This window comes from Paenibacillus sp. FSL F4-0100 (assembly GCF_037993005.1).
GTDB lineage: Bacteria > Bacillota > Bacilli > Paenibacillales > Paenibacillaceae > Paenibacillus_AQ.
In genome coordinates, this window is sequence record NZ_CP150303.1 from 1,434,255 (window position 1) to 1,457,373 (window position 23,119).

Sequence of the window (23,119 nt, forward strand, 5' to 3'; positions counted from 1 at the left end):
AAAAATAACCGGACTCATCCCCTCAATGCAGGAGAAGATGTCCGGTTATTCGTATTTAGCCTGTTATTTCACACGGCGCTTTGCAGCAGCAGGGAGCCGGGCAGTTCGATCTGGTATCCTTTGACAAGATGTTCGCCGTTAAACGTATCCGTATCATATGCCCGTTCAAAGCCAAGCCGCTCATAGAGTTTCACCGCAGAGGCCATCATGTCGGAGGTATGAAGATTCAGCGTGGTTGCGCCGAGCTGGATCGATCTGCGGGCAGCCTCTTGAATCAGAAGCGTGGCGATGCCGCGTCCCCGGGAACCCGGAGATACGGCTAGAAGGCGAATAATGGGCGAGTGAATCCCCATTTCCGGTTTTCCGTAAGCGGCCTCCGAGGAGAGGAAGAGCTGGACGCTGCCCACGATTTCCCCGTCAAGCTCGGCGACGATCCGGGCATGCATCGCATGGCTGTACGCGGAATTCCTGATGGAATCCCGGTATTCCTCCCATCGCTCCGCAGACAGATCGAAGGCATACTGCTGATAGGATTCCAGCATTATAGCAGCAACAGCCTCTCGTTCCCACTCATGAGCATCCCGTATGATCACTTCCTGCATTGAATTCATCGTTACCACTCCTTTTTTAGGTCATTACAGTTTCAGAGGATACGGTCATATCCTGATAAGGTGAGATTAGTATAGCAGCTTATTCCCATTAAACACATTGGAAAACAAAATTATTAATGCTGTCATTTAAAAAATCTATATGCATATTTGGATTGACAATAATTTGCCAACTGCCTAAGATAAGGATAATTTATAAGGAAATTGCGGTCCTAAAACCATCTATATTCATTGGGATAGTAAGTATAATGATGTCTGGAGGTGTTAGTTTGAACATCGAAAATATCGAGGCCTTTGTCTACATCAATCATTACGGCAGCTTCAATAAGGCGGCAGACGTCCTGTTTCTGTCCCAGCCGACGGTGACCGCACGTATCCAGTCACTGGAGAGAGAGCTCGACTGCAGGCTGTTCGACCGTTTGGGTAAACAGATTCATCTGACCGACAAAGGCAAACAATTCCTCCCCTATGCCCAGCAGATCGTCCAAACCTTTCAAAAAGGAAAGCACCACCTTCAATCGAAAGCTTCCATGCCCAATGAGCTCAGAATTGGAAGCACCGTTTCGGTATCCAATTACTTAATGCCTTATCTGCTTATGGTGCTCAACCGCCGGTTTCCCGAGATGAACTTCAAGTTGACAACAGGTCCGACGGAAGAGCTGGCCGGCAAGCTCTCGTCCAAGGATATCGATCTGGCTTTCGTCCGCAAGCTGATGAATCCGGCGTTTCAATCCTATCCCTTTTTCGAGGACCCCATCCGCTTGTATGTATATAAGGATCATCCGCTCGCTGCTGCCGGGAGAGCCTCCATTCGGGATATCCGGCGCGAGACGCTGGTCTTCTTCGAGTGCGGTTCATTGGACTGGTTGCGGATTCAACGGGTATTCGAGAGTCTGGAACAGCCACCGAACATCGTGTTTCAGGTGGATAATTCCGAGACGGCGAAGAAGCTCGTGCTGGGGCGGGCGGGGATCTGCTTTCTACCGGGTCTTTGCGCTCAGCAGGAGGTAGCCGAGGGAAGCCTGATTCCCGTGGATATAGCCGAAACGGCAGGCATTTTCCTGCAAACCCATCTCATCTCCTTGAACGGACAGAATAATGAGTTTCTGGATTCTTTGCTGGAGCTCGGTCGGGAATTGTCCTATTGATGATTTGCATGGATGAATAGAAAAACTCTATTAGACGCGTTCCCCAAATCGCGGTAAAGTTAGTGACAACATAATTCTTACTAAATCTATAGGAATTATTTATTTGTGGATGGGGACAAGATCGAAAGGGGATGAGGTCGTGAAGAAATCAATCGTAGCAGCTGTTGTCATCGCATTGGCAGGGGTGATCGTCGGATGCGGAGCAGACACGAAGAGCGGAGAAGCGAAGAAGGACAGCAAGGTGAACGCAGCGGAAGGAAAAGTAACGAAGATTGTTGTCGGCACGGGCACGGCCTTCCCGAGAATTTGCTTTATTGACGAGAATGGTAAGCTGACCGGCTTTGACGTTGAGCTGGTGCGGGAGATCGATAAACGTTTGCCGGAATATGAGTTCGAGCTGCAGACCCAGGAGTTCTCCAATCTGCTGCTGAGCCTGGAAACGAGGAAAATTGATTTTGTAGCTCACCAGATGGAGAAGAATCCGGAGCGAACGGAAAAGTACCTGTTCAATAAAGAGCCGTACGCCCATTGGCGAAATAAAATCATCGTCTCTAAGGAGAACGACTCCATTCAATCGCTGGATGATTTGAAGGGGAAAAAGGTGCTGACCGGTGCAACCAGTGCGGCTGCACAGATTCTGGAAAACTACAACAAGAACAATAACGATGCGATCCATATTGTCTATCAGAACGGTGCGGCGAATGATACCGTAAGCCAGATTACGACAGGCCGGGTGGTTGCAACCGTTGGGGCGGACTTTACGCTGCCGCTGATCGATCCGCAAGGAAAGCTGAAAACAACGGGTGATCACCTGTCGGAGGCCGATATTCTGTTCGTATTCCGCAAAGACGACCCGGACAGCCAGAAGCTGTCGGATGCGGTTGACGATGCGATCAGGGAGCTTAAATCGGATGGAACGCTGACTAAGCTGAGCAAGGAATGGCTGGGAGACGACTTTACGTCGTCGAATCCATGATGAGATAACCATGCAAGAAGGGAGAAGGATTCATGGGTGCACCGTTCGATTTCTCGTATGTGCTTAGCTTTTTGCCTAAACTCTTGTCGACCTTAGGCGTCACGCTGCTGATCGTGGCAGGCTCTCTGCTGGTGGGGATCGTTGTCGGATTTCTGGTTGCCCTTCCCCGCCTGTACCGGATTCCGGTGCTGAACGCGTTTGCCAAGGTGTACCTTTCGTTCTTCAGGGGAACGCCAATCCTGATCCAGCTCTTCTTGTTCTATTATGGTCTGCCGGAGATCCTGAAGCTTGTTCATATCGACATGTCCCGGGCGCCTGTCATGGTATTCGTGATCTTGACCTACGGGCTTCATACCGGAGCCTTCATGTCGGAGATGATCCGGGCCTCGGTAACGGCGGTGGACAGAGGTCAGGTAGAGGCGGCGTATGCCATGGGGATGAAACGACATCAAGCCTTCCTTCGGATCGTCCTCCCCCAGGCGCTCGCGATCGCCGTTCCGGTATTTTCGAATATGGTGATTGCCCTGCTGAAGGATACTTCACTGGCGTTCACCCTCGGGCTAATGGAGATGACGGGAAAAGCGCAAACTCTAGGCAATATCACCCAGCATTTTATCGAGGCCTATCTGGCGCTGGCTTTCATCTATCTTGTCATCAGCTTTACGCTGGAGAAACTGCTGCTGCGTGCGGAATGGCGTCTGATGCGCCATGAGGTACCGGAGTCGGCAGCCCGTGAAAGATTCCGTATGCAAAAGAAAGGGGCCTACCGCCGCATCATCGCCGGAATGAGACCTGATAAAGGAGGAGCGGAGCTGTGAAAATCGATCCATTCTTCATATGGACGGCATTCGTAAACTTGCTGTCCGCGATCCCGACAACGCTGTTGATCACCGCCGTATCGGTTACGGCCGGATTTATGATCGGGCTGATCGCGGCGTTTGTCAGGATCTATAAAGTGCCGGTGCTCAGCCAGATCGCTGCAGCCTACGTGACCTTTATCCGGGGTACTCCCATGCTGACGCATCTGCTGCTGATCTATTTCGGGCTGCCGGTGCTGGTGGATGCGCTGTCCGCACAGATGGGCTGGGGCTTTAAGTCATCCTCCATTCCGATGATCTGGTTCGCGTTCCTATCGTTCTCGATTACGGCAGGCGCGTATATGTCGGAAGTGATCCGCTCGGGCCTGCTCGCGGTAAACCGGGGGCAGCTGGAGGCAGCTTATTCAATCGGCATGACGACGTGGCAGGCGCTGCGCAGGATCGTATTCCCCCAAGCCTTGGCCGTCAGCCTACCAAACCTGTCCAATTCGGTCATCGGCATGCTTCACGGCTCTACCTTGGCATTTACCGTGTCGGTTGTGGACATTAACGCGCAGGCACAGATCGTGGCATCGACCAATTGGAAGTTCTTCGAATCCTACCTGGCCGCGGCAGCTATTTTCTGGGGGCTTACACTCCTCATCGAAAGACTGACCGCAGTCATCGAGAAACGAATCAATCTCTACAATCGGGGGGGCGTCGCATGATTCAACTGACCGATATTTCAAAGTCCTACGGCAAGAACGCGGTGCTGAAATCGATTGATCTGACGGTAAACAAAGGGGAAGTGGTGGTGATCCTGGGGCCGAGCGGTTCGGGCAAAACCACGCTGCTGCGCTGCGTGAATTATCTCGAGAAGCCGAATGGCGGCGAGATTGCCATCGGCGATTACCGCCTCGATTGCAAGCGGGCCACGAAGAAGGAAATTCATGACCTCCGCCAGCGATCGGCCATGGTGTTTCAGCAGTACAATCTGTTCAAACACAAGACCGCGATCGAGAACGTGATGGAAGGCCTGGTCGTCGTCAAAAAAATGCCGAAGGCCGAGGCGAGGGAGAGAAGTATCGCCCTGCTCGAAAAGGTCGGTCTGGCCGATAAGCTGGATGCCTATCCGAGCCAGCTCTCGGGCGGGCAGCAGCAGCGGGTGGGCATTGCCAGGGCATTGGCCCTGGAGCCGGAGGTGATCCTGTTCGATGAGCCGACGTCGGCGCTCGACCCGGAGCTGGTGGGCGAGGTGCTTGCGGTGATTCGCAAAATCGCGAAGGAAGGGATCACCATGATCGTGGTGACGCATGAGATGGGCTTCGCGAGGGATGTGGCGAATCACGTCGTGTTCATGGACGAAGGCGTGATTGTGGAGCAGGGGACTCCGTCCGAGCTGTTCCATCATCCGCGGGAAGAACGAACCAAGCAGTTCCTGAAGCGGATCACGCCTGAGCTTAACTACAGCATTTAGGAGGTCAACCAATATGGGGATTACGATAAGCGTGCTTGACCAAAGTCCAATATATCCGGGCGAAACGGCAGCGGAGGCGTTCACGCATACCGTGCAGCTTGCTCAAAAGTCAGAGGAGCTCGGCTTCCGGCGCTTCTGGGTATCCGAGCACCACGATTCGGACCAAGTAGCAGGGTCTTCGCCGGAAGTGCTCATTTCTTACCTGTTAGCTAAAACCCAAACCATTCGCGTGGGTTCCGGCGGCGTCATGCTGCAGCATTACAGTCCATATAAGGTAGCGGAGAATTTCAACGTGCTGGCCGCGCTCGCGCCGGGACGCGTGGATCTGGGCATCGGGCGCGCGCCTGGCGGGTTGCCGCGCAGCACGCAGGCGCTGCAGCGGGGCGTGCAGGAGCAGGAGTCGTTAACCGATAAGATCGTCGAGCTTAGCCAATTTGTGCATAACACGCTGGAAGAGGATCATCCGCTCGTCGGGCTGCGTGCCGCTCCGCTGCCGGAGACCGCCCCCGAGCTGTACGTGCTGGGGGCCAGCGCAGGCAGCGCGGAAATTGCGGCCGGACTCGGCCTGCCCTATGTGTTCTCCCTCTTCATCAACGGGGAGGAATCCGCGGCATTGGAAGCCATTCGTGTTTACCGAAGCACGTTTGACTACTCCCATGGCAGGGAACCGGAAATTCTTGTTGCACTGTCCGTAATCGTGGCTGATACGGAGGCGGAAGCGGCGGAGCTGGCAGGGGCGCTGAAGCTGGTGAAGATTCATTTGGCCAGCGGCCGGACGCTGGCACTGGGGACAAGGGAACAGGCAGAAGAATTCGGACGCCAGGCAGGCCAGCCGTACACGATCGAGGAACAGGAGCCGTTCATCACCAAAGGTACGAAGGAGACCGTGCGTGAACAGCTGCTCCGGCTTCAACAGGCTTCGGGCGTTGATGAAATCATCGTCACCAGTAATATCCAGCCCTTTGCCAAGCGAATCCGCTCATTCGAGCTGCTGAGCGAGGCGTTGGCTGAGGTTCCTGCCGAAGCGTAATGGAATCGGTCATAGGTACGTGACTATTTAGGAGGTTTTACGAATGCCAAGCCATGTTTTATCCACGGATATAGACATCCATCGATTTATTGAGATCCGGCGCCATCTGCACCAGTACCCGGAGCTGTCGAACGAGGAGTTCGAAACGACGCGGCTGATTAGGGGCTGGCTCGAGGAAGCCGGGATACGGGTCACGGAGTTTCCGCTCGCCACAGGCGTAATCGCCGAGGTCGGTGGACTTCAACAGGGGCCGATCATTGCGCTGCGGGCGGATATCGACGCCCTGCCGGTCCAGGAAGAGACAGGGCTTCCGTATGCCTCGACGATTCCCGGCAAAATGCATGCCTGCGGGCACGATTTTCACACCGCTGCCCTAATCGGGACCGCGTATGCCCTGAAGAAGCGGGAGCAGGAGCTGAAAGGAACCGTGCGGCTGATCTTTCAGCCGGCCGAGGAGAAAGCCAAGGGAGCGAGGCAGGTCATCGACAGCGGGGCACTCGAAGGCGTGCAGGCGATCTTCGGCATGCATAACAAGCCGGACCTGCCTGTCGGGACCATCGGCATTAAGGAGGGCCCGCTGATGGCCGCCGCCGACGGCTTCGTGGTTGAAGTGGCGGGCAAGGGGTCCCATGCGGCCGTGCCGGAAGCGGGCCTTGACCCGATCGTGACCGCATCGCATATCATTACGGCGCTCCAGTCGATCATAAGCCGGAATGTGAGCCCTCTGAAGAGCGCCGTCATCAGTGTCACGAAGCTGCACAGCGGGACCGCCTGGAATGTGATCCCGGATAAAGCGCTGCTGGAAGGGACCATACGCACCTTCGATGACGACGTCAGACTGCAGGTGCTTGAACGATTCGGCCAGGTGGTTCAAGGCGTAGCCGCAGCTTTCGGAACGACGGCTGCCGTACGCTGGATCGAGGGACCGCCGCCGGTCCATAATGACCGCAAGCTGGCAGAGCTCGGTTATGTCGCTGCTGCCGAAGCGGGATATGAGGCGGTGATACCAGTTCCTTCGCCGGCCGGGGAGGATTTTGCGGTGTACCAGCGTGAGGTTCCCGGGTTGTTTGTTTTCATGGGGACGGCAGGCACGCAGGAGTGGCACCATCCGGCGTTTGATCTGGATGAGCGGGCGATTCAGGTCAGCATCGATTTCTTCACGAGGCTGGCGGAGCGGGCACTCAGGTATTACAACTCCGGCGGGGAGGCTTCGCTATTGTCATCACCATCACCATCGCCATCGCCATCGCCTTAAGGAGTTCCTTCTGTCGCTGTCATTCGAAAGGAAGCACCGATGCATGTTTCAAGCATTATCGTTATGAGGCCCCGAACATGAACCGCAGCGCGATGTGAAGGGCAGCTTCTTGTTGTTGTTTATATCGGGAGAGTCATTATCGAGTTTGTATTGGAGGAGATCGAATGAGTGAGTTCCCTATCGAAGCCTTTGTTAATACGCATGATCAGCTGCTGGCCGCCGTTGCTGGCCTTAGCGAGGATCAACTCCAATGGAAGCAGGCACCGCATATATGGAGCGTACAGGAGGTGCTCTCCCATCTGGTGGATCACAGCATCGTGATCTCGTTCCGGATTCGGGACATTCTGGCCGGGACAACGGTCCAACTGCCTGCGTTCAATCAGGATGCCTGGGTCAACGGCCAATATTCGAACGAAGGCAGAGCCGCAGATATTTTGGAAGCATTCCGGGCGCTGCTGCACTACAACAGCTTGCTGCTTCGCCGCTTGAGCGCAGCCGATACGATCAAAACCGGCATCAATTTCAAAGGGGAGACCGTCAGCGTTTCGGATATCGTCAGCGGGTTTACCCGCCACGTACAGAATCATCTCGGACAGATCGAACGCATTAAACTGGCTGCAGCTCCCGTGTGAGCAGATGACGCTAAGATCGATAAGGAGGAATGGAATATGGCAAAGCAAAGACTATTGAAATTAGGGGCGCTCCTGCACGGCGTGGGCGGAGGAACCTCCATGTGGCGGCATCCGGATGCGCAGCCTGACGCAAGCGTTAATTTTGAGCTGTATAAGCAGTGGGTTCAGAAAGCCGAGGAAGGCAAATTCGATCTGATCTTCATTGCGGACGGCTTGTATATCAACGAAAAATCGATCCCGCATTTTCTGAACCGCTTTGAGCCGATCACCATACTGAGCGCCCTGGCTGCCGTCAGCCAAAACATCGGTCTTGTCGGTACGTTATCCACCTCATACAGCGAGCCGTTCACCGTGGCCCGTCAGTTCGCGTCGCTCGACAAGATCAGCAACGGACGCGCAGGCTGGAACATCGTCACCTCTCCGCTGGAGGGCTCAGCCCTGAATTACGGCAAGAAGGAGCATCCGGAGCACGATAAGCGATACCGGATTGCAACGGAGTATTTGGAGGTTGCCCGGGGATTATGGGATTCCTGGGAGGATGATGCCTTCGTGCGGAATAAGGAGACGGGGGTCTTCTTCGATCCCGAGAAAATGCACACGCTGAATCACGAAGGCGAGTTCTTCTCCGTGAAGGGGCCGCTGAACATCGCCCGTTCCAAGCAGGGACAGCCGGTCATCTTTCAAGCGGGATCATCCGAGGTCGGCAAGAACTATGCCTCCAAGGAAGCTGATGCGGTATTTACCGGTCATGAGTCTGTGGAGGATGCGGCAGCCTTTTATCAGGACGTGAAGTCGCGGGCGGCTGGTTTCGGCCGGAATCCGGATGAAGTGCTGATCTTTCCCGGCATCAGCCCGATTATCGGCAGCACGGCCGAAGAGGCCGAGCGCAAATATGAGGAGATAGCCAGTCTGGTGACCATCGAGAATGCCCTGGATTATCTCGGCCGCTTCTTCGAGCATCACGATTTCTCGCAGTATCCGCTGGATGAGCCGTTCCCTGAGCTGGGCGACCTGGGCAAGAACAGCTTCCAGAGCGGTACCGACAAAATCAAAAGGGACGCTAAAGAGAAGGGGCTGACGCTCCGGCAAGTGGCACTGCAGTCGGCCACGCCTCGCGGCGGGTTTATCGGCACGCCGGAGCAGGTGGCAGACAAGATCCAGGCTTGGTTCGAAGCAGGCGCAGCCGACGGCTTCATGATTACTGCGGCGGTGCCGAACGGGCTGGAGGATTTTGTGGACCATGTCGTCCCGCTTCTGCAGGAGAGAGGTATATACAGAACCGAGTACGAGAGCGACACGCTGCGCGGCAATTTGGGATTGCCGGTGCCCGAGAACCGGTACAGCAAGGATCAGGCAGTTGCTGTCCGTTCCTAATAGGGAGCGGTGGGCATGACGGCGGTTGTGGAACTGGATCAGATGATGGAGTTTGCTGGGGAGCTTCGTGGAGAGCTCTCCCGAATCAGGCGGGATCTCCATTAACATCCCGAGCTATTGTACGATGTTTCCCGTACCTCGAAGCTGGTGGCAGATCTCATGGAGTCGTGGGGGATTGAGGTCAGGCGGAAGGTGGGCAAACATTTCGGGATGGGGGTCGTCGGCACGCTTCACGGAACGGCAGGCAGCGCCATCAATGTCATCGCTGCGCAAAGCGAGCTTGCGAGAACCTTCCGGACGTTTCAGAAGGATACCGTGGCGAGTGATTACGGAGGGCTTAAGGCGTCTGGCCGCGTCCATTGCGGACCAAGCAGGCGGCAGCTATAAGCTGGAGCTTCGTGAAGGGATGGCCGTGGTCAACGACGGAGCCGCGCTGCGTCGTATGAAGCAAGCCGCAGGGCAAGTGCTGGGCAAGGAGAAGGTACATGTGCTCCATCCACCCAGCCTGACTGGCGAGGATTTCGGTTGGTACCTGGATCAGGTCCCGGGCGCTTTTGGATTCATCGGCTGCGGGAATCCGGATCGGGGGATCGTGCATGCGATTCACCAGCCCACATTCGATCTGGATGAAGATGTCCTGGTGCATGGGACTCGAATATGGGTGCGCCTAGCCCTACATGACGTTTACGAATAAGGAGGAAAACCAATGACGAAAATCGCTTTTATAGCAGGAAGCCCGACGCAAGGGTCCCGTTTGTTTGGATTAACGCAATATGTAGAGGATCGCCTGATCATTGCTGGCTACGAGATCGATTTCATCTCGGCAGCGGATCTACCGGCTGAGGATTTGCTGCGGGCCGATTTCAATAGTCCGGCCATCAAGCAGGCCATAGCGGCGGTTGAAGGAGCCGCTGCCGTGATCATTGCCAGCCCGGTGTATAAAGCTTCTTATTCAGGGGCGTTGAAAACGATTCTGGATCTTCTTCCCCAAAAAGGTTTGCAAGGCAAAGTCGTGCTCCCGCTATTCATCGGCGGCACCATCGCGCATTTGCTCGCGGTGGATTATGCGTTGAAGCCAGTAATATCCGCACTCGGAGGAACCAATATTCTCAGCGGGGTGTTTGCCGTAGATCAGTGGATCACCCGCCTCGAACTGAGCGGTTACGACATCACGGAGCAGCTGAGAGAACGCCTGGATGACGCGCTAAACGAGCTGCAATCAGAGCTGGCCCGATATTCGGCTGTGCCGTCGGAGCGGCAGGGGCAAGCGGTCTGACGCCTAATTTCCCAAGACAAACGGCGATCTTGAGATGCAGCAGCCACGATCCGAATCCGTGGATCGTGGTTTTTGCGCTGCCATGATTACTGAGGGGTAAGGGCTCTAATAGAGAATCAAGAAGCGAGGAAAGAACTTCTCTATATGGTCTTGTAGAAGAGAATGCTGGGTGATAGAGTAATCAACAACTTAATTCCGTCTATACTCATTGGAAAGATGGAGTCAGAGTGTGGCTGTGGATTTTCAGCAGCGGCACTTCCGGAGAAATCGCTGAGTGGCTGCATCGGATGGTTTACACACGGAGCATCGATGATGTGTTTCTGAGGGCAAGCGGGCTGGTGGCATTGGCCATCCCTTTGGCTCTTCTCCTTCGGCGAAGACGGCGGGTGGAGGCTGCCGGCAGCTCATCCATGTCAGAGTCGACGGCTTAGTATGTAACCGAGTCTCGTTTAGAAATTGTATAGTTCGGTCCTATACTCTAGTTCTATAGACTTATACAGCTGGAGTGATAGGATGACAGACGAGTATTTTGATGAAATGCGAAAATACGGCCACGAGGATGAGATGCGGTACCGAATGTTGATGCGAGGGGTAAAGAACCTGCTGGAACAACGGAAGCGTGAAAAGTCCAAACTGTTCAAAGGACTTCCACTTCGACAAAGGAATAAAGTTCCGCGTATAGGTAAATGGTCATAAGTTGTCGTTAACAGAACCGTCAGTGGAACAGCATGTGAGCAATGGAAGACAAACATATGTTTATAGCGTTTATTACAAATACAAAGGCTACCCTCATGGTTTTGGGGTGGTCTTCTTTGTGTGTCCTCTTCATGTCTCTCTCCATGTCTCTCTCCATGTCTTTCTTCATGTCTCACTGCATGGGGGTCTTTTGTCTCTTCGCGTCAAGCCCACATAAAAAAGGCCGGCTCCCACCGCTTGAATGCGAAAGGGAGTCGGCTTGATTGCAATTTATGCTACACCGGTGCCAGCTCAGGAGCTGGAGTCGTTGGTTGTTTGGGTTCCGCTGGTTCCGGCTTGACGGCTAAAGGCCGGCGTATGCCCTTCCCGCGCGGGACGCACATCGGGGTTCCGTACAGCGGGTCCGGAATAATCTCGCACGGCAGCTGGAACACGGTCTGCATCAGCTCGGAATCGATGATATCTCCCGGTTTGCCCTTTGCCTTGATGCTTCCCTCGCGAATAGCAACGATATGATCGGCATAACGGCAGGCGAGATTGATATCATGCAGCACCATGACGATGGTCCGTTGTTCTTGAACATTTAATTCATACAGCAGATCCAGCACTTCGATCTGGTGCGTCAAATCCAGATAGGTGGTCGGTTCATCGAGCAGAATGATTGGCGTTTCTTGTGCCAGCGTCATCGCGATCCAGGCCCGCTGGCGCTGACCGCCGGAAAGCGAGTCAACCGTACGGTCAGCCAGTTCGGTCAAACCTGTGGAGGTCAGCGCCGCTGTGACTGCTTCCTCATCCTCGCGTGACCATTGACGAAGCCAGCTCTGGTACGGATAGCGTCCTTGCTTTACCAGCTGCATCACCGTTAATCCTTCCGGGGCGGTAGGCCCTTGAGGCAAAATGGCGAGCTTACGCGCCACGTCCTTGGTGGACAAGCCTGCGATGTCGGCCCCGTTCAGTACAACCGAGCCGCGCTGCGGTTTCAGCAGCCTGGCCATGGAGCGCAGCAAAGTGGACTTGCCGCAGCCATTGCTGCCGATAAACACGGTGATTTTACCTATAGGCACGGTTAAATCCAGATTTTCGAATATAAAGTCTCCCCCATAGGACAGACCCAATCCCTTTGCTTCCAGCGTATTCATGACGCCAGCTCCTTTCGGTTCTAGAATCGATTGCGGTTACGATACAGCAAGTAGAGGAAGAACGGCGCGCCGATTGCGGCGGTGAATACGCCTGCCGGAACGTCGCGCGGCAGAAATGCCGTCCGAGCTACCAAGTCCGCGACAAGGAGCAGAATCGCACCGATCAGTGCGCTGACCGGCAGGACGCTCCCGAAGGAGGGACCCACCAGCCTGCGGGCCATATGCGGTGCCATCAGACCGATGAAGGCGATAGCGCCGCCGATCGAGATGGCTGCTCCGGCCAGAGCTACGCTGAGTCCGATTAGGATCAGGCGCTGTTTCTGAACCTGGGCGCCCGTGCTGCTGGCAACGTCGTCGCCCAAGGCTTGGATGTTCACATTGCGGGCCTGCAGCCAGGTAAGCGGTAGAAGTACAGCTATCCAAGGCAGCAGGGTCAAAACGTCCTTATCCCAGGACATGCCGTAAATGCTGCCTGCCATGAAAGTAAGGGAGCGGTCGGCCAACTGCAGCGGTCCGGATATGATCAGCATATAGGAGATCGATTTGATTGCAGCCGATACTCCGATTCCGATCAAGACTAGCCGCAGCGGCGATACGCCATTTTTCCAAGCAAGCACGTACAGCAGTCCGGTTATGAAAAAAGCACCAAGGATGGCGAATAGCGGCATCCAATGGATCGATACGGTGCCTGTGAATATGAAGATGAAGAGAACCGCTCCAAGTGATGCTCCCTCCGTTATACCGATGACGTCGGGGGAGGCCAGGGGGTTGCGGATGACGCCCTGCAGAATAGCCCCCGCCACGGCGAGAGCGGCGCCGATCAGCACGGCGATAATAATTCGGGGCAGCCTTAGCTGCATAACGATAACCTGCTCCATGGGCGGAGCGTTACCGAACAATGCCTTCATGACATGAAGCGGCGAAACAAACTGGCTTCCTGTGCCTGTGCTAATAATCATGGCGGCGATGCAAAGTACGAATAGGATCAGACATACCCATAGTGTTCTTCTCTCCAGCATAAACGATACTTTAGCGTTCCTGGAGCGGAATATGCGGTGTTTATTCATTGTGCTCGTCTTCCTTTCCTGGCTATGTACACGAAGAACGGCACGCCAATGATTGCGGTCATCACGCCGACCGGGACTTCCTTCGGCATGGCAATATATCGGGAGCCGAGATCGGCCGTCACCAGCAGAAGTGCACCGAGCACCGCGCTGTAAGGCAGAATCCAGCGATAATCATTTCCTATTAAATGCCGAACGATATGCGGGATGATAATCCCGACGAATGCGATGGGGCCCGCAGCGGCAACGGAACCTCCGGCCAGCAAAATAACAGCCGCTGCCGCTAACAACTTAATGAGGGCTGTTTTTTGCCCGAGGCTCTGGGCGATGTCATCACCCATGGAGAGGGCGTTCAGATGGCGGCCCAGCAGGAGTGCAACCAGCATGCCAACGGTCATGTACGGCCACACGGCTGCAAGTTGGTTCAAATCGCGTCCGGCTACCGAGCCGACAAGCCATACCAGCACCTGATCGAACATTTTGCCGTCAGAGAGCATGAATCCCTGCGTTAAGGAATGGAAGAAGGCGGCTATGGAGGCACCCGCGAGGGTGATTTTTACTGGCGTCATGCCGTCCCTGCCGATGCTGCCCAGGAAAAACACGATACCGCCGCTTACCGCGGCTCCGATCAGCGCGACCCAGGTAAGAGATTGGAGTCCGCTTATACCCAGCCAACCCGCTGACATAATAATGAAGAAGGCTGCACCGGAGTTCACGCCCAGCGTGCTGGGTGATGCAATCGGATTGCGCGTGATGACCTGCATGAGCGCACCCGCAACAGCCAGGGAGGCTCCTACGGCAAGCGCAATGAGCGCTCGGGGCAGTCTTGCCGTGAGAATGATCAGATGCTCGTTGCTCCCGTTGAAGTGAGTGAACGATTCCAATACCTGATGAAGAGGTACGTTTGTTACTCCGAATGCGATGCTGCCCATGACGGCAGCAGCCAGCGCCAATAGCGATATGAATAGTCCGAATACGCGCATATATGCTCACTTTCTTAAGTCCATGAATAATTAAGTTCATATGAATTTTAGGTGAAGGGACCCCATCTGTCAATGAGCTTGATAATCATTCTCATAAATATCTTGATATTTTTCATGAAACCCTTTATAGTTTTGAATCAGTGATTGATAATGATTTTCAAGTAGAAGGATATGACACAAGGGGGATTTAGATAGGAATGGGAAAAGGAATGGCAAATAAACCAACGAGAGGCCTCAAGTTTAGCTTGCTGGCTCTCATTATGATCGTGATTCTTGCCGGTTGTGGAGCAAGCCCAGCGAAAGAAAATACAAACAATACTGGCGGCGACACGACGAATAATGCAAGTGGTAACAATGGTAGCGCAGCAAGCGAATCCTATGAAGTTACACATGCGATGGGTACGGAAACAATCAAGGGAACCCCTCAAAAAGTGGTGGTTCTCACGAACGAAGGAACCGAGGCGCTTCTCGCATTGGGCGTGAAGCCAGTAGGCGCTGTTAGATCCTGGACAGGTGACCCATGGTATCCACATATTAAAGACCAGATGGAAGGCGTTACCGTTGTCGGTGAAGAGAGTCAGCCGAACATCGAACTGATCGCGGGCCTGCAGCCGGATCTGATTATCGGCAACAAGATGCGTCAGGAGAAAGTATACGAGCAATTGAAGGCGATCGCGCCGACCGTTTTTGCCGAGGATCTTCGCGGCGAGTGGCAGAACAATTTTGAACTGTATGCCAAGGCGCTGAACAAGGTATCCGAAGGCGAGGAGCTTTTGGCAGCATACGACAAGCGGATTCAGGATTTCAAAGAGAAGGCTGGAAGCAAGCTCGACGAAACCGTCTCCGTAGTCCGTTTCATGGCAGGCAAGACGCGCGTGTACCATACCAATACGTTCTCGGGCGTTATTTTCGATAAAATCGGCATCGCTCGAAACGACATGACGAAGAATGCGAAGGACAATTTCGTTGACGAGATCACGAAGGAACGTTTGCCTGAGGCAGATGCCGACAGACTCTTCTACTTCACTTATGAAACCGGGGATGGCGGCGCCAACCAAACCGAGCAGGAATGGATCAACGATCCATTATGGAAAAACCTGAACGTCGTCAAGAACGGCCAAGCCCACAAAGTGGATGATGCAATCTGGAATACAGCAGGCGGCATCCTGGCGGCCAATCTGATGATTGACCAACTGCAGGAGTTTTACGGCATTCAGTAATGAATGAAGACGAATGCTACAGGGTAGTATTATCGTATAGCAGATGATGCAAGGAAAAAGCTGAAAAAGGAGGCATCCCAAAAGATATCAGATCTTGAGGGACGCCTCCTTTTTTAGCATCACAGCATCGCCAGTACTGCCGCTATAAGGCATGCCACACCGCACGCCAGCACAGCTTAACCAAGTTCCCTACTTCGTGCCGCTGCCCCTGACTGTTATCGGACTCCGGATCCCTTATTTCTCAAATTGCCCCCGATTTTTAAATCTAACGGACACAGGATCCCTTATTACCACAATTACCGGCCCATTTGCCATCATATTCTATGAATAGCGTACCTGGTGTCCGATGACTATCAAAAATCACACCTACTCAGCTAAATAACGTATCCTCAGTCCGTTAGCCCACAAGCAGTAGCCAAGACCAGCAGTAGTAACAAGACCAGCAGTAGTAACAAGACCGGCAGTAAGCACCAATACCAGCAGTAACACCAAGATCAGTAGTAGCCAATACCAGCAGTAACACCAAGATCAGCAGTAGTAACAAGACCGGCAGTAAGCACCAAGACCGGCAGCAGCCTCAGCTATACACGCTGTGTTACCCCGGTTTCTACCTCTAAACCATATCTACTCTGAGTCCCCGCCGGCTCCTACATCGATTATAATCCCAGCCATCCATGCATACCCCTAGACACCGAGTCCATCCGTGCCCTCCTGTTATACTGCTATTGCTTCACTTCATATTTTTACGAAATCTTCACCACAATCTCCGCACCGGCAACATAGGTCATCGCTTTGATGTATTCCGGGTCTTGGGCATGCTGTTCCACTTCTTCCGGAGTGAGGTCCTCCATTCGTGTCTGTACCCACCATAAGTTGCCGAACGGGTCCCGTACCCGTCCCACCTTGTCGCCGAAGAACAAGCTCGTTGGCTCCGTCACCGAGACGGCTCCTGCGGCCAGCGCTTGCTGATACACATCTTCGCAATCCTCAACATATAAACGGAGGTATGCCGGGCTATCCGGCCATTCCGGTTTCGCGTCAAACATCATGACGACGGCATCCCCGATTCGGACTTCGGCATGGCCGATGATACCTTCACCGACATAGACGCGGGCTAACTCCTCGGCTTGAAAAGCCTGCTTGAGGAAATCGATCAGCGCTGCGGAGTTTCTTGAGATGATCCACGGCGTTACGGACGTGTAGCCTTGCGGAATGGGTTTAACGTCTTTCGCTTGGTTTGGTTGGTTCGTCATAAATACGCTCGCTCCTTTAAACTTCATTTATTTGCATAACGCTTATGTTCTCATTATGTTGGGGAATACATGACAGCCGAGCGTCAGTGTTCCCGTAACAAGTTTCGGCCGCCGGCGTTTTTTGCGAATAACCTCAGCCACCGAAAAACATCATGATCACCCGGGTATGGGAGGGTTCGAGCGTGGGGCTCCGTTCACGAACAGTTAATGTTTGACAGCATCCATAAACCTATGTACAGTATTAAACAAAAGAATAGGAAGTCCACTAGGGGAGCCGTTGGCGGCTGAGACAAGAGCGTATCTTGGACCCTTTGAACCTGATCTAGTTCGTACTAGCGTAGGAAAGTGGAGCCTTCGTATATGAGGTCTCGGTGCGCTTTTTTGGCGCACCCGGGCTTGTTGACGAAGCCGCTCCAGTTTTCGGGGGCGGCTTTTTAGCGTTGTCTGAAAAGTCGTGTCTTACGGACTTCCTGCTCTTCAATATGTTGGAGGTGGGGACAAAAATGAGTTTCACGCAAGAGCTCCGTCAGCAGGCGGGAGACATTTTTCAAGCAATCTTTGATCATCCCTTTGTAAAAGGCATTGCCGAGGGGAACCTGGCGCGAGAACAGCTGATTCACTATGTGAAGCAGGATTTTGAGTATTTGAATGCCTACATGCGGATTTACGGTATCGCCATATCCAAATCGACCAGCAGGGAAGAGATCGCGACCTTTAACGAACAGATTTCATTCATCTTGCACAGCGAGGTGCACCCGCATCAGAATTTTTGCGCAGCCGCCGGGGTGACCTACGAAGAGCTTCAGGGCTATCCGCTGGCTCCGTCCGCGCATCATTATATCCGTCATATGCTGACAGTGGCGCACGAGGGCAGTCTAGGCGAGATTATGGCCGTACTACTTCCTTGCCCGTGGACGTACCTGGAGATTGGCTGCAAGCTGCTGGATGAAGTGAAGCCGGATGCATCCCATCCGTTCTATGACTGGATTTATTTCTATGGCAACCGTGGGGAAGACGCGACAGCCAAGTTCTGCAACCGTGTCGATGAATGGGCAGAGCGCGCGACGGCAGCCGAGCGGGAACGGATGAAGGAGCATTTCATGCTGAGCTGCCAGCTGGAGTATATGTTCTGGGATATGGCATATAAGCAGGAGGAATGGCCGGTGCCGCTGCAGGCTGCGGTGCTGTAAGGAGTCATAATAAGCACATAAATTCCAATATAGATAAGAGAGGCGATTCATATGCATGCATGGGAAAAAGAGGTTTCGGCGCTTTTAACGAAGGTACAGCAGACGAGCCCCCTCGTTCACAATATGACAAACGTGGTGGTTACGAATTTTACGGCTAACGGCTTGTACGCGCTGGGCGCGTCGCCGGTCATGGCTTACGCGCCGGAGGAAGTGGCGGATATGGCCGCCATAGCGGGCGCGCTCGTGCTGAACATCGGCACGCTGAACCGCGAGCTGGTGGATGCGATGATCATCACCGGACAATCGGCGAATGCACATGGCGTCCCGGTCTTGCTGGACCCGGTCGGTGCGGGAGCGACCCGTTTTCGGACGGAGTCGGCATTGCGGATCCTAAGCGAGGTGAAGGTTTCGCTCGTGCGCGGGAATGCGGCTGAAGTCGCTCACCTTGTCGGGGAGGCGCGCGAGATCAAAGGCGTAGACGCTGGCAATAGCGCAGGCAGCAATCATACCGAGCTTGCTGTGCGGGCTGCACGCGAATTAGGCACGATCGTGGCCATTACCGGTGAAGAGGACGTAATTACCAATGGAACCGAAGTGCGTATCATAACCGGCGGGAATGCTCTGCTCACGAAGGTCACCGGCGCAGGGTGCCTGCTGACCTCGGTGCTGGGTGCCTTTGCGGCAGTGGAAGCAGACCTGCTGCTTGCGGGTACGGCGGGTCTGGCCTTCTACGGGGCCGCGGCGGCGAGAGCTGCGGAATGCACGGCGGACCAAGGACCGGGAAGCTTCCAGATCGCTTTCCTGGATGAGCTGGCAAAACTTCATCCAGGCTCGTTGGCGGGATATGCCGCTGTCCGGGAAGCGGGAACGGCTGCCGCCGGTGGCGCACGATGAGCAAGACTCGCGTGCCCCGGGCACTGACGATTGCCGGGTCCGACAGCGGCGGCGGCGCCGGCATTCAGGCCGATCTAAAAACCTTCCAGGAGCTCGGCGTATACGGCATGTCGGCGATTACCGCGATCACGGTGCAGAATACCTTGGGGGTTCACGGCGTATATCCGCTTCCCCCAGAGGCAGCAGCCGAGCAGATGGAAGCGGTTGGCTCAGATCTCGGAATAGATGCATTGAAGACGGGCATGCTGTTCAACGCCGAGGTCATTCGGCTGGTTGCTGACCGGATTCGGGCATTCGGCTGGGAGAGGGTCGTTGTCGATCCCGTGATGATTGCCAAGGGTGGAGCGGAGCTGCTGCAAAGCGAAGCGGTGCAGGCTTTAAGAGAAGACTTGCTGCCGCTGGCCTTGATCGTCACCCCCAATATACCGGAGGCCGAAGTATTGGCGGGGATGCGTATCCGCACGATGGAAGATCGGAAGGAAGCGGCGAGACGTATTCATGATCTGGGGCCCAAGATCGTTGTGATCAAAGGCGGCCATGACGAGGGAATGCCGGGCGTCGCCGGTGAAGGTTCGGATCACCAAAGAGACAGAGGAGCAGATATAGCGGCGGGTACGCAGCAGGAAGGGTTGCCACAGTCCGAAAGTACGTATGGCCAAACGAGAACTGCCATTCCCGCCGGGGAGTTGCGTAGGCCCCGTCCTTCCATTTTCAAGGACGACGGTCCTCCGGGCAGTCCTCCGGTCATGGACCTCGTATACGATGGCACTGCCTTCTCCGAATTATACGGCAAAAGAATTCATACCGTTCATACGCATGGTACCGGCTGTACTTTCTCTGCCGCCATCACTGCAGGCCTGGCCAAAGGCTTGAGTGCATTCGATGCGATTCAGAGCGGGCGCTTATTCATCCAGGCCGCCATTGAGGACGGCTTAAACCTGGGGCAGGGACACGGCCCCACGAATCATTGGGCGTATCGTCGCCGCCGTCAGGAGGTGCTGCGATGACGGGGAGAGTGACGCCCGAGATGATGAGGCAGCATCTACGGATGTACCTCGTACTCGGCAGCGTGAACTGTATCGAAGAGCCAAGCCGGATTGTGAAGGAAGCACTGGCTGGCGGCGCAACCATGGTCCAGTTTCGTGAGAAGGGACATGGCTCGCTTGTTGGCGAGCCGATGATCCAGTTGGCTCGCCGGATCCAGGATCAATGCCGCCAAGCGGGCGTACCCTTCATCGTCAATGACGATGTGGAGCTGGCGCTGAAGCTGAACGCCGATGGCGTGCATATCGGCCAGGACGACGAATGCGCGGCTTCCGTACGGGAGCGGATCGGCAACCGGATTCTGGGTGTCTCCGCCCATACCGTGGAGGAAGCGAGGCGTGCCATTGTCCACGGTGCCGATTATCTTGGCATCGGACCGATCTATCCGACCCGCTCGAAGGATGATGCCAAGGCTGTGCAAGGCGCAGCGATTCTTCGTGAACTGCGCGGAGCTGGAATCGATCTGCCGATCGTTGGGATTGGCGGGATTACCGTGGAGCGCGTGGAGGAAGTCATGGGAGCGGGTGCGGATGGTGTCGCCGTGATATCCGCCGTGACGGAGGCGGAGTCGGCGCGGGAGGCTGTGGAGGCTTTTATAGGAAAGATATGCCGTGCAACCGAACGAATTTCTTGAGATGTAAGAGGATTATAATACGGATCATGAACAAGAGTGCCAAAGTTTCTGCGGCACTCTTGTTTTGTTAACGTCAGATTTTAAAAAAACGGTATATGCTCAGCTTTTCCGTCAACATGCCATTCTTTTGCTCCATCCGCATCTATCCATTTTCGTGCAGCATCCCAGATCAGATTGCTATACAGACCTGGATATGATATACGTAGGACTATGTACCTGCTCCACGTTTAGAGAGCTCTCCAAATAAGTTGAATAGGAGATCGGAATGAATAATAGGCAAAAAGAGATTTTTCGCAATTTGTTAATGGAACCGAACCGGTTGTGGCTCGTTCAGGATCTGGCGGATCAGACCGAGTGCTCGGAGAAGACGATCCGGAATGATCTGAAGGTAATTGATGAATATATAGTTAAGCACTCCAGTGGTAATCTGGTGAAAAGGCCGGGACTCGGCGTTTATCTGGAGATCGGAGAAGCAGATCAGACTGATTTATTCCAACGTTTGTATTCCAACGAGAGTTCCACCGAGCATGTATCCGATGAGGAAAGGGTGCTGCATCTGGCTTACCGGCTCTTGATGAACGCGAAGCCCGTAACCATTCAGAACCTGGCTTCTTTGTTTTATGTGAACAAGACGATTATTCGTCGAGATATGGAGAAGATTGAGGGCTGGCTGCACAGCTTTGATCTGAACTTAGTGACTAAGCAGCGTGTGGGATTAATGATTGAAGGCTCGGAGAAGAACAAACGGATGGCGCTGGCGCGGTTGAACCAGTTGATCAACCGTCCGGAGTTGACGGGACAGATGATGCGTAACCAGTACGAACCGCACGAGATTGCAACCGTATACAATGAGTTGAAGGCGTTGCAAAAGCAACATCAGCTCCGCTTCACCGATGAAACCTTTGAGAGCCTGATGCTGCATATTCTGCTCATGATCAAACGGACCAAGCTGGGACAGCCGATTTCGCTCTCTGGGCAGGACATAGCCTTTTTGGAGAACAAAGCGGAATTTGCATGGGCGATAGACTTTTTGAAGAAGCTGCAAAAACTGTTCGCCGTACCTTTTTCCAAGGAAGAAACCGCTTATCTAACCCTGCACCTGCTTGGCGGGAAGTTCCGATACACGCAGGAGGATGAAGGCGCCCGGCGGAGTGATCTGGCAGACAGCCACCCCCTGCTGCCCCAATTGGTTGAGCAATTGATTCGGCGGATGTCGGAGTTGAATATGATCCCTTTCTCCAAGGACCAGGTATTATTGAACGGGTTGAAAGTGCATTTATACACGACCATGAACCGTCTTCATTATGGTCTGGCTGTGTCTAATCCGATGCTGGCTGAGATCAAAAAGATGTACCCCTACATGTTCGATCGGGTCATCATGACATTGGAAGAGGTAGGGGGAGCGCTCCAGCTGTATTTTCCCGAAGAGGAAGCCGCCTATTTGACGCTGCACTTTCAGGCGTCTGTGGAACGGCTTCACCAGAATGAAAGCCATCCTCAGAAGGCCATTATCGTGTGTCATATGGGCGTCGGGATGTCCCAATTGCTTCTCGCGAAGGTGGAACGGAGATTCCCGTCCGTGCATGTAGAGACAACGATGTCCAAAGCGGAAGTTGAGGATTATCTGGCAGCTCATGAGGTGGATCTTATTATTACAACGGTGGATCTGCCCAAGCTAAAATCACCTCACATCCTCGTTTCCCCACTGCTCGAGGCCAGTGACGAGCGTAAGCTGGAGCAAGCGATCCGGCGGCTCGATGAGCCGGATTGCAGGGCGGCTGAGGAATCAGTCTTTTTGAAATATACGACACCTTTTCTCGTCTTTCCTCAGCAGGAGATAGAGCGCCCAGAACAGTTAATCGCCAAATTTGCGCATATGCTGGAGGACAAAGGGTATGTCGAGGCAGGATATACGGAAAGTGTGCTGGATCGTGAGAATATGTCTGCTACGACGATTGGCGGGGGCATTGCTATCCCTCATGGCAGCCCGGAGTGGGTTAAACAGTCCTGCATCGTTGTTGTTACATTGAAGCAGCCGATTACCTGGGGAACTGAGAAGGTAGAGCTTGTGTTCTTGCTTGCGGTTAAGCACGATGAGCGGGAAGAGATGAGGCAGCTGTTCAGAGAATTGTCGCATATCAGTGAGCAGCCGGCTTTGGTCAGTGCGTTATCTAAGGAGACGGATGCGATGCGATTGCTGAGTACGTTAAAAGGGTAATACTAGTCTAAGAAACATTGATGATCAAGCAGGGCGTATACGTCCTGCTTTTTACATTCTTTTTGGGGTCCCCGTAAAGTATTTGGATAAGCAACGCAGCATAGGCTCCACTTGGTGGGGATATTTTATTGCGATATAAACCTGTTTTTCCGGAAGTTCCGGTAAAAAGTTCATCCGATAACAGCGTTTTCACCGTGTAGAATATAAATGT

The 23,119-nt window shown here is 54.0% G+C and carries 23 protein-coding genes and 1 riboswitch; of the genes, 18 read left to right on the forward strand and 5 right to left on the reverse strand.

The features are described from left to right. Positions 1 to 68 precede the first annotated feature (68 nt). Positions 69 to 611: a GNAT family N-acetyltransferase gene (locus tag MHH48_RS06300; protein ID WP_076322757.1), complete on the reverse strand. Its 543-nt coding sequence runs from the start codon at positions 609 to 611 to the stop codon at positions 69 to 71. 266 nt (positions 612 to 877) lie between these two features. Between MHH48_RS06300 and MHH48_RS06305 the strand changes: the two genes are divergently transcribed. The 12 genes from MHH48_RS06305 (at position 878) to MHH48_RS06360 (ending at position 11,004) form a co-directional block, all read left to right on the forward strand. Further along, positions 878 to 1,756: a LysR family transcriptional regulator gene (locus MHH48_RS06305; protein ID WP_076322758.1), complete on the forward strand. Its 879-nt coding sequence runs from the start codon at positions 878 to 880 to the stop codon at positions 1,754 to 1,756. Positions 1,757 to 1,895: 139 nt separating this feature from the next. Next, complete coding sequence (locus MHH48_RS06310; RefSeq protein ID WP_076323153.1) at positions 1,896 to 2,732, forward strand: transporter substrate-binding domain-containing protein; 837 nt, start codon at positions 1,896 to 1,898, stop codon at positions 2,730 to 2,732. Positions 2,733 to 2,764: 32 nt separating this feature from the next. Further along, complete coding sequence (locus MHH48_RS06315) at positions 2,765 to 3,550, forward strand: amino acid ABC transporter permease (RefSeq protein ID WP_076322759.1); 786 nt, start codon at positions 2,765 to 2,767, stop codon at positions 3,548 to 3,550. Next, entirely contained in the window at positions 3,547 to 4,257 is a 711-nt protein-coding gene (locus MHH48_RS06320; RefSeq protein ID WP_076322760.1) for an amino acid ABC transporter permease, read from the forward strand. The genes MHH48_RS06315 and MHH48_RS06320 overlap by 4 nt, the downstream gene beginning before the upstream one ends. Further along, entirely contained in the window at positions 4,254 to 5,006 is a 753-nt protein-coding gene (locus MHH48_RS06325; protein ID WP_076322761.1) for an amino acid ABC transporter ATP-binding protein, read from the forward strand. The genes MHH48_RS06320 and MHH48_RS06325 overlap by 4 nt, the downstream gene beginning before the upstream one ends. Positions 5,007 to 5,019: 13 nt before the next feature. After that, positions 5,020 to 6,036, forward strand: a complete 1,017-nt coding sequence (locus MHH48_RS06330; protein ID WP_076322762.1) for an LLM class flavin-dependent oxidoreductase — start codon at positions 5,020 to 5,022, stop codon at positions 6,034 to 6,036. Between the two features lie 43 nt (positions 6,037 to 6,079). Next, positions 6,080 to 7,291 carry a M20 peptidase aminoacylase family protein gene (locus MHH48_RS06335; RefSeq protein ID WP_076322763.1) on the forward strand — a complete coding sequence of 404 codons (1,212 nt, stop codon included), beginning with the start codon at positions 6,080 to 6,082 and terminating at the stop codon, positions 7,289 to 7,291. A gap of 164 nt (positions 7,292 to 7,455) precedes the next feature. Then, the gene (locus tag MHH48_RS06340; protein ID WP_076322764.1) at positions 7,456 to 7,923 is read left to right on the forward strand and encodes a DinB family protein; all 468 of its coding nucleotides are present in this window, start codon (positions 7,456 to 7,458) and stop codon (positions 7,921 to 7,923) included. Positions 7,924 to 7,959: 36 nt separating this feature from the next. Further along, positions 7,960 to 9,297, forward strand: a complete 1,338-nt coding sequence (locus MHH48_RS06345; RefSeq protein ID WP_076322765.1) for an LLM class flavin-dependent oxidoreductase — start codon at positions 7,960 to 7,962, stop codon at positions 9,295 to 9,297. A 256-nt stretch (positions 9,298 to 9,553) separates the two neighbouring features. Then, the gene (locus MHH48_RS06350; protein ID WP_256720561.1) at positions 9,554 to 9,991 is read left to right on the forward strand and encodes a M20/M25/M40 family metallo-hydrolase; all 438 of its coding nucleotides are present in this window, start codon (positions 9,554 to 9,556) and stop codon (positions 9,989 to 9,991) included. Positions 9,992 to 10,003: 12 nt separating this feature from the next. Then, positions 10,004 to 10,573: an NADPH-dependent FMN reductase gene (ssuE, locus tag MHH48_RS06355; RefSeq protein WP_076322767.1), complete on the forward strand. Its 570-nt coding sequence runs from the start codon at positions 10,004 to 10,006 to the stop codon at positions 10,571 to 10,573. A gap of 227 nt (positions 10,574 to 10,800) precedes the next feature. Then, positions 10,801 to 11,004: a hypothetical protein gene (locus MHH48_RS06360; RefSeq protein WP_076322768.1), complete on the forward strand. Its 204-nt coding sequence runs from the start codon at positions 10,801 to 10,803 to the stop codon at positions 11,002 to 11,004. A gap of 540 nt (positions 11,005 to 11,544) precedes the next feature. Here the strand turns inward: MHH48_RS06360 and MHH48_RS06365 are convergent. The 3 genes from MHH48_RS06365 to MHH48_RS06375 are packed head-to-tail and all read right to left on the reverse strand — an operon-like array spanning position 11,545 to position 14,455. Continuing rightward, a complete protein-coding gene (locus tag MHH48_RS06365; protein ID WP_076322770.1) occupies positions 11,545 to 12,408 on the reverse strand; it encodes an ABC transporter ATP-binding protein in 864 nt (287 codons plus the stop codon). 20 nt (positions 12,409 to 12,428) lie between these two features. Further along, positions 12,429 to 13,475 (reverse strand): iron ABC transporter permease, encoded by a 1,047-nt coding sequence (locus MHH48_RS06370; RefSeq protein WP_076322771.1) that lies wholly within the window; start codon positions 13,473 to 13,475, stop codon positions 12,429 to 12,431. Beyond that, positions 13,472 to 14,455, reverse strand: coding sequence for an iron ABC transporter permease (locus MHH48_RS06375; RefSeq protein WP_076322772.1), 984 nt, complete (start codon positions 14,453 to 14,455; stop codon positions 13,472 to 13,474). The genes MHH48_RS06370 and MHH48_RS06375 overlap by 4 nt, the downstream gene beginning before the upstream one ends. Positions 14,456 to 14,652: 197 nt before the next feature. Here MHH48_RS06375 and MHH48_RS06380 point away from each other — a divergent pair, with 197 nt between their 5' ends. Next, the gene (locus MHH48_RS06380) at positions 14,653 to 15,675 is read left to right on the forward strand and encodes an iron-siderophore ABC transporter substrate-binding protein (protein WP_076322773.1); all 1,023 of its coding nucleotides are present in this window, start codon (positions 14,653 to 14,655) and stop codon (positions 15,673 to 15,675) included. A 743-nt stretch (positions 15,676 to 16,418) separates the two neighbouring features. Here MHH48_RS06380 and MHH48_RS06385 read toward each other — a convergent pair. Beyond that, positions 16,419 to 16,928, reverse strand: a complete 510-nt coding sequence (locus tag MHH48_RS06385) for a VOC family protein (RefSeq protein WP_076322774.1) — start codon at positions 16,926 to 16,928, stop codon at positions 16,419 to 16,421. A 257-nt stretch (positions 16,929 to 17,185) separates the two neighbouring features. After that, positions 17,186 to 17,289, forward strand: a riboswitch (TPP riboswitch). A 142-nt stretch (positions 17,290 to 17,431) separates the two neighbouring features. Between MHH48_RS06385 and tenA the strand changes: the two genes are divergently transcribed. The 5 genes from tenA (at position 17,432) to MHH48_RS06410 (ending at position 22,908) form a co-directional block, all read left to right on the forward strand. Continuing rightward, positions 17,432 to 18,118: a thiaminase II gene (gene tenA / locus MHH48_RS06390; protein WP_076322775.1), complete on the forward strand. Its 687-nt coding sequence runs from the start codon at positions 17,432 to 17,434 to the stop codon at positions 18,116 to 18,118. Positions 18,119 to 18,169: 51 nt separating this feature from the next. Then, on the forward strand, positions 18,170 to 19,012 hold the full coding sequence (gene thiM / locus MHH48_RS06395) for a hydroxyethylthiazole kinase (RefSeq protein ID WP_076322776.1): 843 nt from the start codon (positions 18,170 to 18,172) through the stop codon (positions 19,010 to 19,012). Further along, entirely contained in the window at positions 19,009 to 20,019 is a 1,011-nt protein-coding gene (gene thiD / locus MHH48_RS06400) for a bifunctional hydroxymethylpyrimidine kinase/phosphomethylpyrimidine kinase (RefSeq protein ID WP_076322777.1), read from the forward strand. The genes thiM and thiD overlap by 4 nt, the downstream gene beginning before the upstream one ends. Next, positions 20,016 to 20,690 (forward strand): thiamine phosphate synthase, encoded by a 675-nt coding sequence (gene thiE, locus MHH48_RS06405; protein ID WP_076322778.1) that lies wholly within the window; start codon positions 20,016 to 20,018, stop codon positions 20,688 to 20,690. The genes thiD and thiE overlap by 4 nt, the downstream gene beginning before the upstream one ends. Positions 20,691 to 20,955: 265 nt before the next feature. Next, positions 20,956 to 22,908 (forward strand): BglG family transcription antiterminator, encoded by a 1,953-nt coding sequence (locus MHH48_RS06410; RefSeq protein ID WP_076322779.1) that lies wholly within the window; start codon positions 20,956 to 20,958, stop codon positions 22,906 to 22,908. The last annotated feature ends 211 nt before the right edge of the window (positions 22,909 to 23,119 follow it).

Excerpts from the sequence above, each read along its gene's own strand:
- ssuE (WP_076322767.1), top strand. The coding sequence starts at position 10,004 with ATGACGAAAATCGCTTTTATAGCAGGAAGCCCGACGCAAGGGTCCCGT.
- MHH48_RS06330 (WP_076322762.1), top strand. The coding sequence starts at position 5,020 with ATGGGGATTACGATAAGCGTGCTTGACCAAAGTCCAATATATCCGGGC.
- MHH48_RS06410 (WP_076322779.1), top strand. The coding sequence starts at position 20,956 with ATGAATAATAGGCAAAAAGAGATTTTTCGCAATTTGTTAATGGAACCG.
- thiE (WP_076322778.1), top strand. The coding sequence starts at position 20,016 with ATGACGGGGAGAGTGACGCCCGAGATGATGAGGCAGCATCTACGGATG.
- MHH48_RS06315 (WP_076322759.1), top strand. The coding sequence starts at position 2,765 with ATGGGTGCACCGTTCGATTTCTCGTATGTGCTTAGCTTTTTGCCTAAA.
- MHH48_RS06325 (WP_076322761.1), top strand. The coding sequence starts at position 4,254 with ATGATTCAACTGACCGATATTTCAAAGTCCTACGGCAAGAACGCGGTG.
- MHH48_RS06385 (WP_076322774.1), bottom strand. The coding sequence starts at position 16,928 with ATGACGAACCAACCAAACCAAGCGAAAGACGTTAAACCCATTCCGCAA.
- thiD (WP_076322777.1), top strand. The coding sequence starts at position 19,009 with ATGAGCAAGACTCGCGTGCCCCGGGCACTGACGATTGCCGGGTCCGAC.
- MHH48_RS06335 (WP_076322763.1), top strand. The coding sequence starts at position 6,080 with ATGCCAAGCCATGTTTTATCCACGGATATAGACATCCATCGATTTATT.
- MHH48_RS06365 (WP_076322770.1), bottom strand. The coding sequence starts at position 12,408 with ATGAATACGCTGGAAGCAAAGGGATTGGGTCTGTCCTATGGGGGAGAC.
- tenA (WP_076322775.1), top strand. The coding sequence starts at position 17,432 with ATGAGTTTCACGCAAGAGCTCCGTCAGCAGGCGGGAGACATTTTTCAA.
- thiM (WP_076322776.1), top strand. The coding sequence starts at position 18,170 with ATGCATGCATGGGAAAAAGAGGTTTCGGCGCTTTTAACGAAGGTACAG.
- MHH48_RS06370 (WP_076322771.1), bottom strand. The coding sequence starts at position 13,475 with ATGAATAAACACCGCATATTCCGCTCCAGGAACGCTAAAGTATCGTTT.
- MHH48_RS06350 (WP_256720561.1), top strand. The coding sequence starts at position 9,554 with ATGTCATCGCTGCGCAAAGCGAGCTTGCGAGAACCTTCCGGACGTTTC.
- MHH48_RS06380 (WP_076322773.1), top strand. The coding sequence starts at position 14,653 with ATGGGAAAAGGAATGGCAAATAAACCAACGAGAGGCCTCAAGTTTAGC.
- MHH48_RS06345 (WP_076322765.1), top strand. The coding sequence starts at position 7,960 with ATGGCAAAGCAAAGACTATTGAAATTAGGGGCGCTCCTGCACGGCGTG.
- MHH48_RS06340 (WP_076322764.1), top strand. The coding sequence starts at position 7,456 with ATGAGTGAGTTCCCTATCGAAGCCTTTGTTAATACGCATGATCAGCTG.
- MHH48_RS06300 (WP_076322757.1), bottom strand. The coding sequence starts at position 611 with ATGAATTCAATGCAGGAAGTGATCATACGGGATGCTCATGAGTGGGAA.
- MHH48_RS06375 (WP_076322772.1), bottom strand. The coding sequence starts at position 14,455 with ATGCGCGTATTCGGACTATTCATATCGCTATTGGCGCTGGCTGCTGCC.